This window comes from Candidatus Thermoplasmatota archaeon (genome assembly GCA_018814355.1).
Classification (GTDB): Archaea; Thermoplasmatota; Thermoplasmata; order UBA10834; family UBA10834; genus COMBO-56-21.
Map to the genome: position 1 here is coordinate 1 of JAHIZT010000079.1, position 16,691 is coordinate 16,691.

At 54.9% G+C, this 16,691-nt stretch carries 19 protein-coding genes; 7 read left to right on the top strand and 12 right to left on the bottom strand.

All coding sequences use genetic code 11. The annotated features are described in order from the left end of the window. Window positions 1-170: 170 nt before the first annotated feature. Window positions 171-755 (bottom strand): flavodoxin family protein, encoded by a 585-nt coding sequence (locus tag KJ653_05655; GenBank protein MBU0685315.1) that lies wholly within the window; start codon window positions 753-755, stop codon window positions 171-173. A gap of 92 nt (window positions 756-847) precedes the next feature. Here KJ653_05655 and KJ653_05660 point away from each other — a divergent pair, with 92 nt between their 5' ends. After that, window positions 848-1,627 carry a glucose 1-dehydrogenase gene (locus KJ653_05660; protein ID MBU0685316.1) on the top strand — a complete coding sequence of 260 codons (780 nt, stop codon included), beginning with the start codon at window positions 848-850 and terminating at the stop codon, window positions 1,625-1,627. 5 nt (window positions 1,628-1,632) lie between these two features. Here KJ653_05660 and KJ653_05665 read toward each other — a convergent pair whose 3' ends face one another. Further along, a complete protein-coding gene (locus tag KJ653_05665) occupies window positions 1,633-2,007 on the bottom strand; it encodes a hypothetical protein (GenBank protein ID MBU0685317.1) in 375 nt (124 codons plus the stop codon). A 187-nt stretch (window positions 2,008-2,194) separates the two neighbouring features. On the opposite strand from KJ653_05665, the gene KJ653_05670 reads away from it, so the two are divergent. Continuing rightward, entirely contained in the window at window positions 2,195-2,620 is a 426-nt protein-coding gene (locus tag KJ653_05670; GenBank protein MBU0685318.1) for a ferritin, read from the top strand. A gap of 153 nt (window positions 2,621-2,773) precedes the next feature. Here the strand turns inward: KJ653_05670 and KJ653_05675 are convergent, their stop codons facing one another. The 4 genes from KJ653_05675 to sdhC are packed head-to-tail and all read right to left on the bottom strand — an operon-like array spanning window position 2,774 to window position 6,028. Next, the gene (locus KJ653_05675) at window positions 2,774-3,508 is read right to left on the bottom strand and encodes a succinate dehydrogenase iron-sulfur subunit (GenBank protein ID MBU0685319.1); all 735 of its coding nucleotides are present in this window, start codon (window positions 3,506-3,508) and stop codon (window positions 2,774-2,776) included. 1 nt (window position 3,509) lies between these two features. After that, window positions 3,510-5,210 carry an FAD-binding protein gene (locus KJ653_05680; GenBank protein ID MBU0685320.1) on the bottom strand — a complete coding sequence of 567 codons (1,701 nt, stop codon included), beginning with the start codon at window positions 5,208-5,210 and terminating at the stop codon, window positions 3,510-3,512. 13 nt (window positions 5,211-5,223) lie between these two features. Continuing rightward, complete coding sequence (locus KJ653_05685) at window positions 5,224-5,610, bottom strand: hypothetical protein (protein ID MBU0685321.1); 387 nt, start codon at window positions 5,608-5,610, stop codon at window positions 5,224-5,226. A 1-nt stretch (window position 5,611) separates the two neighbouring features. Continuing rightward, complete coding sequence (gene sdhC / locus KJ653_05690) at window positions 5,612-6,028, bottom strand: succinate dehydrogenase, cytochrome b556 subunit (GenBank protein MBU0685322.1); 417 nt, start codon at window positions 6,026-6,028, stop codon at window positions 5,612-5,614. A 396-nt stretch (window positions 6,029-6,424) separates the two neighbouring features. On the opposite strand from sdhC, the gene KJ653_05695 reads away from it, so the two are divergent. Both KJ653_05695 and KJ653_05700 read left to right on the top strand, forming a co-directional pair. After that, window positions 6,425-6,583 (top strand): rubredoxin, encoded by a 159-nt coding sequence (locus tag KJ653_05695; GenBank protein MBU0685323.1) that lies wholly within the window; start codon window positions 6,425-6,427, stop codon window positions 6,581-6,583. Window positions 6,584-6,666: 83 nt separating this feature from the next. Then, a complete protein-coding gene (locus KJ653_05700) occupies window positions 6,667-7,710 on the top strand; it encodes a homoserine dehydrogenase (GenBank protein MBU0685324.1) in 1,044 nt (347 codons plus the stop codon). 4 nt (window positions 7,711-7,714) lie between these two features. Here the strand turns inward: KJ653_05700 and KJ653_05705 are convergent, their stop codons facing one another. After that, entirely contained in the window at window positions 7,715-8,302 is a 588-nt protein-coding gene (locus KJ653_05705) for a ferritin family protein (protein ID MBU0685325.1), read from the bottom strand. A 168-nt stretch (window positions 8,303-8,470) separates the two neighbouring features. Between KJ653_05705 and KJ653_05710 the strand changes: the two genes are divergently transcribed. After that, window positions 8,471-8,896, top strand: coding sequence for a hypothetical protein (locus KJ653_05710; GenBank protein ID MBU0685326.1), 426 nt, complete (start codon window positions 8,471-8,473; stop codon window positions 8,894-8,896). A gap of 4 nt (window positions 8,897-8,900) precedes the next feature. Here KJ653_05710 and KJ653_05715 read toward each other — a convergent pair whose 3' ends face one another. Further along, entirely contained in the window at window positions 8,901-9,659 is a 759-nt protein-coding gene (locus KJ653_05715) for an SDR family oxidoreductase (protein MBU0685327.1), read from the bottom strand. An 81-nt stretch (window positions 9,660-9,740) separates the two neighbouring features. Next, window positions 9,741-11,066 (bottom strand): HAMP domain-containing histidine kinase, encoded by a 1,326-nt coding sequence (locus KJ653_05720; protein MBU0685328.1) that lies wholly within the window; start codon window positions 11,064-11,066, stop codon window positions 9,741-9,743. Between the two features lie 212 nt (window positions 11,067-11,278). Between KJ653_05720 and KJ653_05725 the strand changes: the two genes are divergently transcribed. Next, entirely contained in the window at window positions 11,279-11,536 is a 258-nt protein-coding gene (locus KJ653_05725) for a translation elongation factor-like protein (GenBank protein MBU0685329.1), read from the top strand. A gap of 8 nt (window positions 11,537-11,544) precedes the next feature. Here the strand turns inward: KJ653_05725 and KJ653_05730 are convergent, their stop codons facing one another. Together KJ653_05730 and KJ653_05735 are read right to left on the bottom strand one after the other, a co-directional pair. Beyond that, window positions 11,545-12,432 carry a TerB family tellurite resistance protein gene (locus KJ653_05730; protein MBU0685330.1) on the bottom strand — a complete coding sequence of 296 codons (888 nt, stop codon included), beginning with the start codon at window positions 12,430-12,432 and terminating at the stop codon, window positions 11,545-11,547. Window positions 12,433-13,247: 815 nt separating this feature from the next. Continuing rightward, on the bottom strand, window positions 13,248-14,582 hold the full coding sequence (locus KJ653_05735; GenBank protein MBU0685331.1) for an MFS transporter: 1,335 nt from the start codon (window positions 14,580-14,582) through the stop codon (window positions 13,248-13,250). A gap of 179 nt (window positions 14,583-14,761) precedes the next feature. Between KJ653_05735 and KJ653_05740 the strand changes: the two genes are divergently transcribed. Then, on the top strand, window positions 14,762-14,914 hold the full coding sequence (locus tag KJ653_05740; GenBank protein ID MBU0685332.1) for a hypothetical protein: 153 nt from the start codon (window positions 14,762-14,764) through the stop codon (window positions 14,912-14,914). A gap of 80 nt (window positions 14,915-14,994) precedes the next feature. On the opposite strand, the gene KJ653_05745 is transcribed toward KJ653_05740, so the two are convergent. Beyond that, complete coding sequence (locus KJ653_05745; GenBank protein ID MBU0685333.1) at window positions 14,995-16,389, bottom strand: CoA-binding protein; 1,395 nt, start codon at window positions 16,387-16,389, stop codon at window positions 14,995-14,997. Window positions 16,390-16,691: the final 302 nt, after the last annotated feature.

Below are 16,691 nucleotides of genomic sequence, written 5' to 3' on the forward strand. Positions count from 1 at the left end.
ATTGGACAATTGCCTTGTCTGCCGCCAATACCAGAAAAGCTGCTTCCCCGCCGTAATGATGAAGGACCTTTGACCGCGATCAGTCAGCTCAGGGAGTGAATGCCAAGGTCGAGCGCTTGGACGGCAAGATCGTCTCTGTCACGGAAGATGGCAGGTTCTTTTTGAACCATTCAACGCTGCTCGCAGATTCTGCGACCCGCTACTCTGGCCGCCTCCAGTACCCCGCTATATCTCGACCCTAGCTCAGGATCATCCGTGTGACCTAGGACCACCTCACCAGCGTATTCGTAGTCGATGGCTGCGAAGAACGCTTTGACGACATGAATTGCTGGCTCGAAGATCTGCGGCTTCGGTGAGCCAGCGCATGAAACGAACAATCCCTTGGGGCGTCTCCTGCCATCGTACACCCTTATGTGCTGCAGGTATCGCTCAATCCAGAAGCATTGGCATCTGTCTATCATGGCCTTCATCTGAGCTGTCACACCCATGAAGAATATCGGGGAAGCCATGACGATGGCGTCTACCTCGCGAATCTTGCGGTAGATTGCGGTCATGTCGTCGTTGTGTTGCCTGCAACCCTTGCCAGAATCGCACTCCCTACACTCCATGCATGGGTTGACCGTCAGATCGACCAGGTCCATGCGTTCAGTCTCGGCACCAGCCTCCCTCGCGCCGTCCAGAACTGCGTTCAAGAGAGATGCGGTGTTTCCATCCTTGCAAGGACTGCCAAGTATTCCGAGGACCTTCAGGGCCATCGCACCGACGAACCACCCAGCTGTTATTTGTAGTTGCTGGCTGGGCATCCCGCAAGCTTAATTGGAGCTCCGCGTATTCGGCTTCGGGTCTGATGGTTCTGTCGGAGAGAAGGTTCAAGGGCAAGGGAGTCATCGTTACAGGTGGCGCCTCAGGGATAGGCAAGGCGACTGCGGAGCGATTCTTGGAGGAAGGTGCGAAGGTCGCTATCCTCGATGTCTCAGAAGAGAACGGCGAGGCCGCCTTCAAGGAGCTGAAGAAGAAGGGCTTCACGCCATTGATTCTAACCGGCGATGTCACCAAATCATCGGACGTCAAGAAGATGGTCAGCACGGCCAAGGCGAAGCTGGGCCGGATCGATGTGTTGTTCAACAACGCGGGCATCCTTGTGGAAGGGACTGTCGAGGATGTCACTGAGAAGGATTGGGATCGGATCATGGCAGTCAATGTGAAGGGCGTATTCCTGATGTCAAAGGAGGTGGTTCCAATCATGCTCAAGCAGAGGAAGGGCACAATAGTCAACAACGCATCCTGCAGCGGCCTCGTGGGAGACAGAAACGCCATCGCATACAACACATCCAAGGGGGCAGTCGTCCTGATGACGAAGTGCATGGCCCTTGACTATGCAAAGAAGAACATCAGGGTCAACTGCGTCTGCCCAGGAGAAATCGACACGCCGATGTTCAGGCAGGAGGCGAGGTCGAGGAAGATGCCCGTCGAGGAGTACAGGAAGGAGCTGTGCGAATATCACCCCATCGGCCGGCTGGGCGTGCCTTCTGAGGTGGCGAATGCCGTCCTCTTCCTGGCATCGGACCAGGCGAGCTTCATTACCGGCGCGGCCTTCTCTGTCGATGGCGGGTACACTTGCCAATGAGAGAGCTATCTTGCGTGCGCTACCTCCAGACTGGAGCCTGGCTTGACTCGTTTCAGGGCCGAGATGTCCCCTTCTAGAGTTCCAATGAGATTACAGAGACTATAGGCCCTCGGTTTGTCGTCCACGCTTGCCGGCGTCCGCCCGAAGAAGACTGCGATGGCATCGCCGTCCGGCCAGAAGGCCACGTCACCGATCTCCATCTCAACGCGCGCATCCGTCTCCAGCTCTGCGTGGAAAGGGGCGCTGAAGTAGACCTCGTCCCCCCAAGTGCTAGCATTGGATGAGAACGGAACCGCAGTCAGGAGTGCCTCAATAGTCGGCGTCGGCTCGGGCCTGAGCTGGATAGTAATGGATTCTCCGCCCTTGAACTGTACGCGCATCCTGGCCATCTCATCAACTCTGGAGTGCAATCGCATTGCGAGGCTTTAAAGTCCCTCCAAATCACCCTCCAAACCGCCATTCGCCTAAAGGTTTAAGACGGCCAACGGCGTTCGTCGCCCCGTAGCGAGAAGAGTGCCCCTCGAAGTGTGTTAAGGGCACCGGAAATAGATAAAAGGAGGAAGCAACTTGACATCGCAGAAGTTGAAAGATATGTTGAACGGGGCAATAGCCCGAGAGATACAGGTCTCCATCCAGTACATGTGGCAGCATGTGCAGTGGATGGGAGTAGATCATTACGCCGTGAGTGACAAGTTCAAGGAAATCGCGGTCGAAGAGATGAAGCACGCTGAGAAGATCGCTGAGCGATTGTGGTATCTGGGGGGCGTGCCGACCACCAAACCTACATCCATCAAGGTGGGCAAGGAACTCTGGGAGATGGTCGATCTCGACATCAAGGCCGAGCTAGAGGCCATCAAGATGTACAAAGACATCGAGAAGGCCGCGGACGCCGAGGGAGACCCCACGACGAGGTTCATATTCGAGGAGATCCTCGAGCAGGAAGAGGACCACCACGACTTCTTCACATCTCTTAAGGAAAAGAAGAGGAAGTAGGCCTTTCCTCGTTCAAACTCCGTTGCGCTGAGTAGCGCAACATCAATTCCATTTTTCCAAATGCAGTCTATCATCCTGAACGCTGGCAGGATGACCTAAGGAATTGATTAGAGGGGGCCAGTGGTCCCCTCTTCTCATTTGTGTCTGATGCGCTCAGGCCCGCTTCTTCCGGCCGAAGAGTTTCCTCTTGATGGCCTTGATCTTCTGCCTCTGTATAGCTTCGGTCGGGTTGAGCTTCCTGGGACACACTTCGACGCAGTTGAACTGCGTGTGGCACCTCCACACGCCGTTCTCGCTCTCGATGATGTCCAAGCGCTCGTCAGGGATGGTGTCCCTCGTGTCAACCAAGAACCTGTAGGACTTGAGCAGCGCTGCAGGACCGAGATACCCCGTGTTCAGCCAGGCCATCGTGCACGCGCTCGTGCACGAACCGCACATGATGCAGTCGATCGGATCGTTGATGGGCACCCTCTCCTTGGGCATTTGGATGTACTCCTTGTCCGGGTACGGTTCCTTCCCAACCAGATACGGTTTCACGGCTTTCAGCCGGTCGAAGAACAGGTCATAGTCCACAGCGAGGTCCTTCACGATCTTCTGGTGCGGCAGCGGGCTCAACATGACCTCGTTGAGTTTCAGGAACTGGCTGATCTGGGTTTCACAAGCCAGCCTGATCTTCCCAGCTATGACCATCGCGCACGAACCGCAGACGCCCGCTCTGCAGCAGAACCTGAACGCGAGCGTGCCGTCCTGATGGTTGAGCACCTCGAACAGGGCGTCCAGGACCGTCATCCCGGGCTTGATCTCGACCTGGTACTTCTGCCAGTAGGGCAGCTTGTCGGCCGACGGATCGAAACGCTGGACCTTTAGGGTGATGTCGCCTCGGGTCATCTCAGTACCTCCTTGCTTCTGGTTTGTACTTGCCAAGCTTGACTGGAGAATAGGATATCACCGTTCCGCTTGGGGAATAGGTCGCGATTGTGTGCTTCAAGAACTTGACATCGTCCCTCTCCTTGAAGTCGAGCCTAGAGTGCGCACCCCTGCTCTCCTCCCTCTTCAAGGCGCCGACCACGATCACCTCCGCCACATCGAGCATGCCTTCAAGCTCGAGCGCACGGATGAGATCCACATTAAACGTTTTGCCCTTGTTCTGGATGGTTATGCGCTTGTACCGATCCTTAAGCTCCTTTATCTTGGCATGGGCCTGGTCCATCAGCTCCTTGCTCCTGAATATGCCGACCTTGATGATCATGGCCTCCTTCATCTCGGCTCTGATGTCGGCATGGTTCTCCATGCCGTTCCTCGACAGGAACTCGTCGACCCTCGCCTTCGTCTCTCTCATACACTTCTGGATCGCAGCCTCGCCCTGCTTCTGTTCCTTCTTCGAGAGCACATAATCAGCGGCGACCCTGCCGGAGATCTTGCCGAACACAACCGTGTCGAGCAGCGAATTGCCTCCGAGCCTGTTCGCGCCGTGAACGCTCACGCATGCGCACTCGCCCGCGGCGTATAGGCCCTTGAACTTTGTGAGGCCGTTGACGTCCGTGTCTATGCCACCCATGGTGTAGTGTTGTCCGGGCTGGATCGGGACGGGCTTCTCGATCGGGTCGACTCCGACGAAGTTGATCGCGAGGTCCCTGATGCCCGGGAGCCTTTCCAGTATCTTCTCTCTCCCAAGGTGCCTGAGGTCGAGGTAGACGTAGTCCTTGCCGTCTATGCCCCTGCCCTCGTTGATCTCGGTCTGAATCGATCGAGAGACAATGTCTCTGGGCCCCAGCTCCATCACCTTCGGAGCGTACTTCGACATGAACCTCTCGCCGAGGGAGTTGATAAGGTATCCGCCTTCGCCTCTGGCACCCTCAGTCATCAGGATGTTCGTCCCGAACAGCGAGGTCGGGTGGAACTGGATGAACTCCATGTCCTTCAGAGGTACTCCGCGCCTGAACGCGGCCGCGAGCGCCGATCCCGAGCTGATCAGCGCGTTGGTCGACCTGCCGTAGATCTGACCGCTCCCACCGGTGGCGAATATGACGGCTTCGGCCATGAACGGCTCGAGCTCCCCAGTCTTCAGGTTCCAGCAGATGACTCCCCTGCACGCATCGCCTTCGAGTACGACGTCCACGAGGACCCTGTCTTCGTAGAGCGGGACATTCAGCTTGACCGAGCGCTCCCAGAGCGTGTGCAACATGTAGAGACCGGTCTTGTCCGTCGCGAAGCATGTCCTTGGGTAGCCAGCGCCTCCGAACGGCCTCTGAGCGATCTTGCCCTCGTCCGTCCTCGAGAACGGGCAGCCCCAGTGCTCCATCTCATAGATGCAGCCGGGGGCTTCCTTCGTCATCATCTCGGCAGCGTCTTGGTCCGCAAGGTAATCGCTGCCCTTGATGGTATCGAACCCGTGCTTCTCCCAGTTGTCATCAGCGGCCGCAGGATTGTTCGCCAGAGAGGCGTTGACTCCTCCCTGAGCAGCTCCGGAGTGGGACCTCACGGGGTGCACCTGCGAGATGATGGCCACATCTGTCTTCGGAGCTGCCTCGACTGCCGCTCTTAGACCTGCTAGACCCCCGCCGATTACCAGAATCTTGTGGTAGTACACTTGATCAACCTTCCTAGCCAACTATGAAGGGGATTAGGATCACGATGCCCCAGATGAGAGTCGCAATCCCGACAACCCAGAGGGCGACGTCGACCAGCTTCTTCCTCTTCACGAACATGTCGAAGTCGAACATCACGGTCCTGAACCCGTTGAGTCCATGAAGAAGTACCATGGAGAGCATTCCATAGTCTACAATGATGTATATCAGTTGATCCAGTCGCACGCTCACATCACTAAATGTGATCAAAGCATCGCCACTCGTTTCATCGCCAACACCCATGAAGTGGGCAACGTAGATGTGAATCGCAAGAAAGACCAACAACAGCACTGCCGAGACCCTCTGGAAGAACCACGCCCAGGTCCCTGCGACTTTGGATGTCGCTATTCTCTTCTCATCCATATTATGCACCCCCTGGCACGATTACCAGATGCCATATAGCCCAGAGACCGCCGACTATGAGCACGGCGGAAACGGCCATGCATATCCAGAAAACAAGCTTCTGGCGTCTGATGCCGACGCCGAGGTCGAAGAGCATGATCCTGAAGCCGTTCATCGCATGATATATCACGATGATTACCAGCATGAAGTCCATGGCGACGAAGAGCGGCTGAGAGGTCGTCGCCATCAGCTTGTCGAAGTCCGCTCCGCCCTCGCTCAGTGATGCCGTTGTCAAGAACGACAGGTGCATGAAAACGTAGACGACGAGTGCGAGGCCAGTTAGCCTGTGCCCGACCCATGCCCACATGCCAGTCTTCATGTTCGTCGGCCAGAATTCGCTGTTTCTGCCAAACAACCACTTGAATTTGCCTATGTTCATTCAAACACCTGACCAAGATTCATCGATCTCTGCGTCCCGACTTGAGAGTCCGTCAAGCGCTCCGAAGAGGCCTGAAGGAGCCTCAGTCCCCCGGCGGCCTAGACTAGCAAGAATGTACTTAAGCATATCTCTTCGAACAGAAACAAGGCGATTTTCCTCAGTCGAAATTCAAACATCCGCCCATAATCGTGACTATAATTTCGAATTTCGATTCCGAATTCTGAAAGTCGTCTATCAGATCTCGGGCCGCACGTTTCTCCGAGAGAGCAGTCTCCTGTTCGTCTCAAGGCGATGACGCAACGGCAACACTTTCAGTCCGATCATCAAGTGCCAAGCCGCTCGACTGCGCCCAACAAAGTCAAGTAGTTATATCTGAATATCGTCCCAACGAGCATCATGGACAACTACCAGTGTAATGTCTGTGGATACATCTACGACCCGGAGAAGGGGGATCCTACCCAGAACATCGAACCGGGCACGGCTTTCGAGGATTTGCCTAAAGACTGGACCTGCCCTGAGTGCGGCGCAGGGAAGGACGAGTTCACCAAGGTTTGAATCGACCGTTCTCATTGCTCGGCATCTTCGAACTTGTCCGTGCGCAGAGCGCCCATTGACGGAATCACGGATGCGTTGACTCAATGATACTGAGACTTGTGGTAATCGGTTTTGGGAACGTTGGCAAGGAGTTCGTCCGCCTACTGCTTTCGAAACGCGAATGGCTCTTGAAGAACAAGGGATTGGACGTCGAGGTGCTCGCAATAGCTACGAAGAGTCGGGGTTCGCTAATCTCGAATCGAGCTCTTGACCTCGAGAAGGTGCTTGGACATTTCAAAGACCAAGGTAATCTCAAGGGGTTCGGACCCGAGAACACTCAACTCTCTCCGATGGAAATAATCGGCAAGACCGATGCGGACATGATGGTCGAGCTCACGACTCTGAACGTCGAGACCGGACAGCCAGCGATTGACCACATCAAGGCTGCGTTCAACATGAGCATGGATGTGATCACGGCGAACAAAGGACCGATAGCCCATGCATACAAGGACCTAAGGAACATGGCCAGGTCCAGAGGAGTGCACTTCAGGTTCGAGGGCACGGTCATGGACGGCACCCCGATCTTCAACCTGGTGGAGAAGACCCTGCCCGGTTGTGAGATAACTGGCCTCGAGGGGATACTCAACAGCACCTCCAACTTCGTGCTCGCCAAGATGGATGTTGGCATGACGATGGATGCCGCCATCAGAGAGGCCCAATCGAGAGGGATCGCCGAAGCTGACCCGTCGTTGGACATCGACGGCTGGGACGCATCCGCGAAGATCGCAGCCCTTGCGAATGTCCTAATGGACGCTGACACAGACCCGAAGAAGGTCGCACGGAAAGGCATTAGAGAAATCACGAGCGCGGATATCGAGGCGGCCGCGAAGAAGGGTAAGAAGATCAAGCTGATTGCCAGTGCAAAACCAGTGGGCGAGTCGGTCGAACTGTCGGTCAGCCCTCAGATGGTGGGGCCTGACAGCCCATTATGGTCGGTTGATGGGACTTCGAGCGCACTCACGATCAAGACGGACCTCATGGGTGACCTGACGATCATTGAGGGGAGTGGAGAGGTCTCACAGACCGCATATGCGATATTCTCCGACCTCATCCTGACGGTAGAAGCAATCAGGAACGGCACCATCTGAACCCTCAGAAGGTCTCGAGGCTGAACTCCATATTGTCGTAATAGAACCCAGATTTGGTCCTGTTCTCATACTCAGCGTTGAGGATCGTCAGGTGCCCAGCCTCCTCCCCGACGAGCCAGTTGAAGACCTCCCTTGCCCTCGTGTCATCCGTGCGGGAGCCTGCGCTCCTGTAGTACTCGATCGACTTCTGCTCGACTTCTATGCCTACTTTCAGGACATCGAGTTCACCCGCGTCCGGGCTGAGCTTCAGATGCCTGAAGGCCTTGTCCTGGAAGACCGAAACCCTCGCGAATGTAGGGGCGCTTCGCTTCATATCCTGCAACGACGCCCATTCTCCTCCGTGTTCCAGCCGTCTCAGCTCCTCGGCCAGTATGTCGACATGCCTCTGCTCTTGTTTCACGAGGCTGATGAAAGTGTCCTTGGAGCGCTGATGTTCCACCATTCCAATAGCGCGCTCAAAGAAATCCTTTCCTTCAATCTCCATCTGGATGGCGTTCCTCAGTGTTTCCAACGCGCCCGTCTTGCTGCTCTCCAACGGCATCACCGTCCCCTGGTATGGAACAGGCGGCATCGCGGATATAGGATCTTCCACGGATAATCCTGCAGCGAACCGGACGATGAGCATTCAGGAAGGAATGAGGACCATAGATACTCGCGACTCAACCCACACGGGAGAGACAACCCCGTCCGGTTCACTGGCCCTCGAGCCCAAGCTACTCCATTGCAAAAATTGATTATCGTCCGTGACCTGCCCCTTCACATGTCTGAAGCTCCTTTCATCAGCACGTTCATCGGGGTTGCGCTGATCCCGGTCGCGTTTCTGTTCACCCATGCGTACTACAGCGGCAAGAGGAGACTGCCGTACCACAAGCTGACGGGTACAACTGGAATCGTTTGGGATCTCGGCATGTCGATATTCTATATGCTGTTCAGGCTGTTCGGAGGACAGGTCGAAGGCGGGATAATCGACATCCATCCCGGGCTCATCGCGTACTTCGCCATTCACGGCATCGTCGCGGCCGTTGTGATCCTGCTTGAACTCGGAATCCTGACCACCGGCATTTGGCAGTGGAGGAAGAGAAAACCGAACATATGGCACAGGAAACTCGCGACCCCGCTGTACATCCTCTGGTTCGTCGCATTCCTGTCAGGCGAACTCGTCTATCTAGTCTACTACGTGCTCTGAGGGCTCACTGTGCGGTGGTGCCCCCGTCGACGGATAGGGCAGCACCCGTGACGAATGAGGCCTCGTCCGATGCGAGGAACAGAACTGCCTGCGCGATCTCCTCGGGTCTGCCGAGACGTCCGACCGGGTGTATTCCACATTCGTGCTCAAGGTAGGATTCTGGGTCGCCCGAGGCACGGACCTCTTTGTCGAGCATGGGGGTACGTACAGTCCCTGGGTTCACGCTATTGACACGTATGTTGTGTTTGGCATAGTCCAGAGCCATTGCCTTGGTCATCACGGTGATCCCACCCTTCGAGGCACAATATGCCGGGCACTCCCTGTTGCCGATTAGGCCCGCATCTGACGAGTTGTTTATTATGACGCCCTGGTGCTGCTTCTTCATGTATGGGATGGCGAATTTGGACACTAGGAACGTTCCCTTGAGATTGGTGCCGATGACCTTGTCCCACTCCGCCTCCGTCATGTCCTCCGCGAGCCTTTGCATGAAGACTCCAGCGTTGTTGAACAGTATGTCGATCCTGCCGAAGATGGCAGCCGTGCCATCCACCATCCTCTTGGCATCCGAGCTCTTGGATACATCCCCTTGGATGAACTCAGCTTCGCCCACCTTCCTAAGCTTCCTCAGTGCCTTGATACCCTTCTCCTTCGACCTGCCAGTTATGACGACCTTGGCACCCTCCTCCAGGAACAGCTTCGCGGTCGCATAGCCCATGCCCTCACTTCCGCCGGTGATGAGCGCCACCTTTCCTCCGAGCTTCATCGTTCTCAACGTCAACCCCTATCGAGAATCTGAGAATAAACCTTCTCCGATGTCGGACAGGTTGGACAACGAGACTGCGATTCACTTCGCGGATGCCATTGGAAGAGCCACTCTGAAAACGCTCCCCTTGGACGGGTCCCCTGGCACTCTGTCCTCGACCCAGACCATCCCGTGATAGGCCTCGACTATCGCCCTCACGATCGAAAGTCCAAGCCCGGTTGCCGGAGGGCGCTCGTCGCCCGTATTGAACCTGCCGAATACGATGTTCTTCTTGGAGTCAGGGATGCCTATGCCGTTGTCAGCAACTGACACGCACCAGTACCGTCTGGGTTCCACCGTGAACTCGCCTATGCTTACGTCCACGATGATCTTATCGTGAGGGTCGTACTCAACAGCGTTCCTGAGTATGTTCGTGAATATCTCGTCAGCGAGCTCGTTGCCCATGACGAAGTATCGGTGGTTACCGACCTTCAAGTCGAATTTGACCTCCTTCTCGTCCACGCTCCTTGAGACCTCAGCGATAATCTCCTTGAGGACCTCACCCAGATCCAGAGGACCAAGGTTCTCGGCGCCCTCCTGCTCGATCTTGATAAGCTTGTTCGCTCTCTGTATGAGCTCACTGATGCCCCAGGCCGAAGACGAAGCACGCTCCATGTAGTTCGCGGCTTTCTCAGGGACGCCCTTTGTGGACCGTGCCAACTCGAGATAGCTTGTGACCGCCTGATTGAAATTGTTGATATCGTGTCCGATGTTGTCTCCAAGGAACTTGGATCTCTGGGCGATCTCCACCTGCCTCTGGTACACGGTGGCGTTCTCAATCGCTACAGCTGCAAGTTGTGAGAAAATCTGCATCGCCTCGACGGTCGCACTGTCGGGAATCCTGTCATCAGCGACATCATTGACCTCTAGGAACCCTATCATCACTCCTTCCCGGTTCGAAAGGACGAACCTGAGATAGTCGAGCTCGTGCCATATTGACGGGTCTGTTCGAGGTTTCGTTATGTTCTGCATGTTCCTGTAGAACGATTCCTCGCCCTTGATGAACTGATCTGCATTCGGCCTGATGAGGTAGACCCCCTCCCCGATTTTGTACTTGTCTTCGAGATCCGTTTTCATCCGTTCATGACTGTATGTGAACTTCTTGATATTCCTGTCCTTGTCGCCTTCATAGCCGTAGGTCGCTCTGACGCGGAATATCTGTTCGCTCTCATCGAGCACGCCTATGACCATGGAGCGCACAGAAAAGAGGTCGGCAATGGCTGATGCTATCTTCTGAAGCACCCTATCCAGGTGCTCGACTTTCATGATATATGTGAGAACGCTCAGCATTTCCCCTGCGAACCTCGGAGGGGTCGGGCAGGCTTCTACCGCCTGCCTGGTCTTCGTTTTTGCTGAGTTGTTCTGCATCGTGCATCCCTATTGCATTCCCAACGGGCGACAAATTAGTGAAATACTCCGGCCTATTATAACTTGTCGTGTATTGATTCTCCATTACTCACTCGCCAGCGCTCCGGAAGAGGGCTGCTAACACGCACCAGCTCTTCAGCGAGGCCGACAGGCAAAGTCACTGACAGCTGATAAATATCCGTAAGACGATTCGAAAGCCGAGGTTGAGTGCTGTGCAAGAGGTCGAGATCGGAAAGGTCAGCATATTCTTCGCCAAACCAAGCGTGGCAGCGGTGGACATCACGTCCGGGACAATCGCGATCGGCGACACAATCAAGATCGTCGGGGCAACAACGAGCTTCGAACAGAAGATAGAGTCAATGGAGATCGACAGAAAACCGATTCCAAGCGCTTCCGCGGGTCAGTCGGTGGGGATCAAGGTCAAGGAAAGGGTCAGACCGCACGACAAGGTCTTCAAGATGGTTCCCTAGAATCGCCCTCACTCGTCCCTCTGTTTCCTGACCATGCGCATCGCCTCCTTCAGGAGGTCCTTGTCACACCCTGGAGGTCCACAGAAGGACAATTCGACCTCCTGCAGCATTTCTTCGTGCTCCGTTCTGGACAGCCGCATCAGCTTACGGAGGTTCTCCAGGATGGCCTCTTCGGGGCCAGAGATGACCCCGTCGGTTAGGGCGATCTCGAGAACTGTCTTGTAGATCCTGCGGAACTCCATGTGATCTTGAGCAAGCTTCTTGATGATCTCAAGTTCAAGCGCTCTGTGCTGCTCATCGCTAATGTTCAAGTGCTTCCTGAGTTCCTCAACGAGGAACCTTTCTGTAGCGGTAACCTTGCCGTCATGCCAGGCCGTGTGAAGAACCCTCTTATAGATATCGGTGTCCTGCTCCTTCTCCTCAAGGGCCTGCCTCTTCCTAGACTCAACGGTCTCAAGAACGGAGATATCGAGCACGCCACCGACTATGGCCTCGCGCACTATATCGCATAGCGTTACGTGGATAGAAGTGGCATCATCTATGTCACTGACCTTCATCTCTCCTATCTTGCCGTTCTGCTTCACAGGAACGAGCTCGTCGCCAACCCTCTTCCTTAGCGCCATGGCCCTCGGGTAGCCGTTGGTGGACAGATAGTAGCCGTTCATCCTCTGCTTCATGCCTTGTATGTGTGCTTTCCTCTCAATGATCAAGCCTTCGTCGATGAGGTCACTGAGGTACTGTGAGAGATGCTTCCGCTGGATTCCAGTGCCATAGGCGATCGACCGCTGAATCAGGTCTGCAGGAAGCTCGAACCTGTTCTCAACATCTCGGAAGTCGGTCAGATACAGCAGAATCCTTTCTTTGCTCGTAAGCGCAGTCAATGAATCTAGGGTCATCCGAGACCGAATCCCCGTAACTTGTATATTGCGCTTTTCTGAGAAAACGGACAAAATCATAAAAGAGATAAGTCAAGGAGTCAATCATGCATGCCGAATACATGATAGATCGGAGAGCCCTTTGGTTCCTTGGAGTCCTCCTGATCGGCGCATTCACCGTCATAGGCATCATGCTCATGCTCTCGGGCTGAATCGCCCTTGCACGTTCAGCAACGAGAGGTCATTTCTGAGCAGTTCCGAAAAGGACCATCCGGTGCACGAATTTCGACGCAAGTTGGAATTATATTCGCATAATATTATATGTGCACATACTATTATAGACTGTTGATGCAGGCACCAATAGCAGTCATGGCCAGTATGCATCATTGAGTCCCGACCCAAGGCGTTTTTGCACTGACCGTGGTTAAACTATTGATTATTATAATATTATTGTTATACGAACGGATGGTAACGGGCAAACCCTCTTATAATCTAGGCGCCTCAGTCTAACCGATAAGTATGTTCGCGCACACCTGCAACGGATTGGATTGTGCCCCGATAGATAGCGGGCTAGCGCGAGCATCCTGCAAGTGATCGGCGAACTCTGCGTGAGCGGACTGAGCCGAGATTTCACTTTTGTGGAGGTGGATGCAATGCGAGCTACAAGACTCTGGAACACATACAGGCGCGTACGCCTGGAGAAGACCCTCTTAACCGTCCCAAGGACGGAGAGGAGGGCCATAAGAGCCTACGTCGCAGGCAAGCGCGTGAAGTAGGCCACCAAACCCTTTTCGATTTGATTTTTTTGGTGCAGGGCGTGGCGTGAGCAATCAATATCATAGTGGCGACCAACCACGTTCGCGCCAACGCTTGAACATCTTCTTGATCACGCCAATCAGTGTATCTGGATAGGTCACCGGGTCCTTCAGTCTGAAGAACCAGACTGCACATGCAGCTCTCCCCAAGGCGGAAACGGCATAGACCGCACCGAGACCGAGGACCCAGTCACCTCCATAATAGTTCACGAAGTACCATGCCAGGTACCCACCGATAATCGATCCGATGAATGTGGCTATGCCTAAGATTGTGTTGTAAACGGCGAAGTACTCGCCCTTCTTCTCGTCAGGGGCCACGTCGAGTATGTAAGCGAAAAAAGCGACGTTGGCCATTGCGTTGGCGAAGCCGAGGAATAGATTGAGCGCGTAGATGTGCCACACCTGTGTTGCGAGCGCCGTAACGATTGGAACCGATATGAATGCGAACCTCGAGATAAGGATCTGGGGCATCGGGCCGATCACATCCAGGAGCTTCCCGACCTTCGTCTGAAAGAAGAGGGTCGAGCCCGTGGAAATGACGATCATGATACCAATCTCGAACGCGGTTGCATGGAGTACCCACACATACGTAAGGATGAGTATTGGCCAGATGATGGACATGATGAAGTTGAAGGTTGTGTTGAGGACGACGAGGTTCCTGAAGTTCCTGTTCTCGGAGAGGTCAGAGATGAAGACGAAAGACCTGAGGCTGAATTTGAAGAGCGTCTTTGGGGAGGCAAACATACGCCTCTTCTGCTCCATTATCTCGAACAGTATGAGCGAGCCTGTGATGCCACTGATCCCGGCGATGAAGAACGGGACCGCAAACCGCTCGAATGTGGTGCCCGCGTCCGGTATGACAGCGCCTGCGAAAAGGGTACCGATAAGGCTGGCCAATGATGAAGCCGCGAAGAACCTCCCCATTGTGGAGCCCCTATTCTTGACTGTGGTGACATCCCCCACCAGGGCGGACCAGGTCGGGATCATCATTGAGCCGATGAACATCTGTATGGCCACGAGGATGATGAGCTGCCACGCATTCATCGCTCCCATCATGAAGAAGTAGAGTGCGAACGACATCACTCCGCCGATGATGAGAAACGGTATCCTTCTCCCGAAGAAGTCGCTCAGCTTCCCCCAAGGGACCTGCATGACGGCTGGAAAGAGGTTGGTGAAAGCCTGGAGCCAGCCGAGCTCGGGGGGAGTGGCACCTAGTCCAAGAGCAAGAAAAGGGACGTAAGGGTCTGCCATGCCCTTCCCAAGGTTCACCCCAATTTGGTTGGAGGTCATCTTGGAGACGATGTTGGCCCGTGGATCCTTGCGGCCCTCACCACGTACCGCATCCACTGGACTCAATAGAAGCGCACCCCTCGAACTGGGAATCGTGGCAGAGAACTATATTTCACTTTCGGGTGGAGCCACTCTAGAACGATTCTACGCTCAATTCCCGATGCCAGATAGGAGGGAAATCGCTTCGAGGTCGGCATGCTGGAAATCATCCAAAAGACTATATATTAACACGAGCCGATACAGGGATGGTGGGAAATTTGACAAAGGCCTACTGTGTTAAGTGCAAGAAGTCCGTCGAGATGAAAGACCCGAAAAAAGTCAAGCTGAAGAACGGAAAGCCTGCATCCAAGGGAACCTGCCCGAAGTGCGGCACGAAAGTCTTCAGAATCGGCGGCTGAAAACTGCTTCCTTCAAACCAATTCCAGAAGACCCCGAATGATCCGTGAGCACGCCTCAACAGGGGTCTTCTGAATGCGTTTTATTTTGAGCGCCTCAGGTATAACCCTCTTTTATGAAGGGCCGCGAGAGCTCTGATTGCGCGCCATATGGTGGGATACGCGGGCACCCTGCGCTTTTCGAACTCCCTCAATAGGCTCTGGGTGTTGGCGCCGCCGAACGCGCTTATGACGATTGGCGCCCCTCTCGATCTGGATCTCCTTTCCGCCACATCCACAAGCCTCCTCGTGATGTTTGGCGGTTGGAGCTCGAGAGACATCATGATCCCGTCGACTCCCGGGTCCGCCTGCAAACGCTTGAGAACGGCATCGTACATCTCGTCGGTGACACCGGCTGTGAGATCTACTGGATTGCTAACGGAGGAATAGCTGGGCACCACCTTCCTTATGGAGTCGCGAGTCATCTCAGAGAGCCTTGCCATCGTGAGTCCCGCACCATGCTCCCGGGACTCGACATAGTCTGCACCAATTACTCCGAATCCGCCCGCACTCGCGACAACGCATATGCGGTCACCATCGATATGGTCCACATAGGCTAGTGCCTTCGCCAGGTCGATCAACTCTTCCTCGTCGTAGGCTCTCACAACGCCGACCTGCCTCATGACGCCGTCTACCATGACATCCGACGAGGATGCGAGTGCGCCGGTGTGTGATCTTGCTGCGGCAGACCCGGATTTCGTCCTTCCCGATTTGAGCACAACGACTGGTTTGACCTTTGTTACCTTTCGAACGACGTCGACGAACTTGCGCCCATCTGAGAACGATTCAAGATAGAGGGCGATACTTTTGGTCGCTTTGTCGGATGAGAGATGCTGCAAGAGCTCGTTCTCGTTCAGATCGATCTTGTTCCCCAGACCTATGCATGCGGAAATCCCTATTCCGGCCTCCGCGGCCTTCTCCAAGAAAGACACGGACACCGCCCCGCTCTGGGAAAGCACCGCAATCGCCCCCTTCCCAGGGCGTACGCTCTTCTCTCTGGATATGAATAGCGTGTCAAGTCCACTAGAGGGCACATACACACCCATAGTGTTGGGGCCCAAGAGTCTGGTGCTCGAGCCGCGGATTGCAGCCATCAACTCCCTCTCCATCTTCTCCCCATCCGGCCCGGACTCCCTGAAACCGGATGCGGAGATGATCACGACGCCAACACCTTTCTCGACGCATTGTCTGACAGGAGCGACCGAAGCTACGGCAGGAAGAGATATGAGCGCGAGGTCGACATCGCCTGGGATAGCCAGAACGCTGGGGTAACACCTCAGCCCTAGGATCTCTCCCTCATTCGGGTTTACAGGATAGAGTCTGAATCTCCCCTTTGAGAGATTCCTGAGAGCTATATGGCTGAGTTTTGCCGGGCTCGCAGAGGCGCCAATCAATGCTACTGACCTTGGCCTGAAAAGAGCGTCCAACGAATCAACCATTGGTGAGGCGATTGCCTTGGAGGGTATTATCGATTACTCTGATGGGCGACTGGTTCGACCATGTGCATCACCATGGGCTCTCGAGATTGGCCAGATTGAGGTTCTGTTGCGTTATCGGATGGTGACGCTCAGGTCACCTCTCCGATGCAACTCGTTCCATTCGGCTCCGACCGTGCGGCCATCGCTGGCTCGTATAGGATCATCATCACGTCATGCTGGAACGCGCCGGGGTCGAACCGTAGACCCCCTGCCATCCCGTTCGAGATGGCTGTCTGCAGCAGATTGATGCTGGCATTGATGTG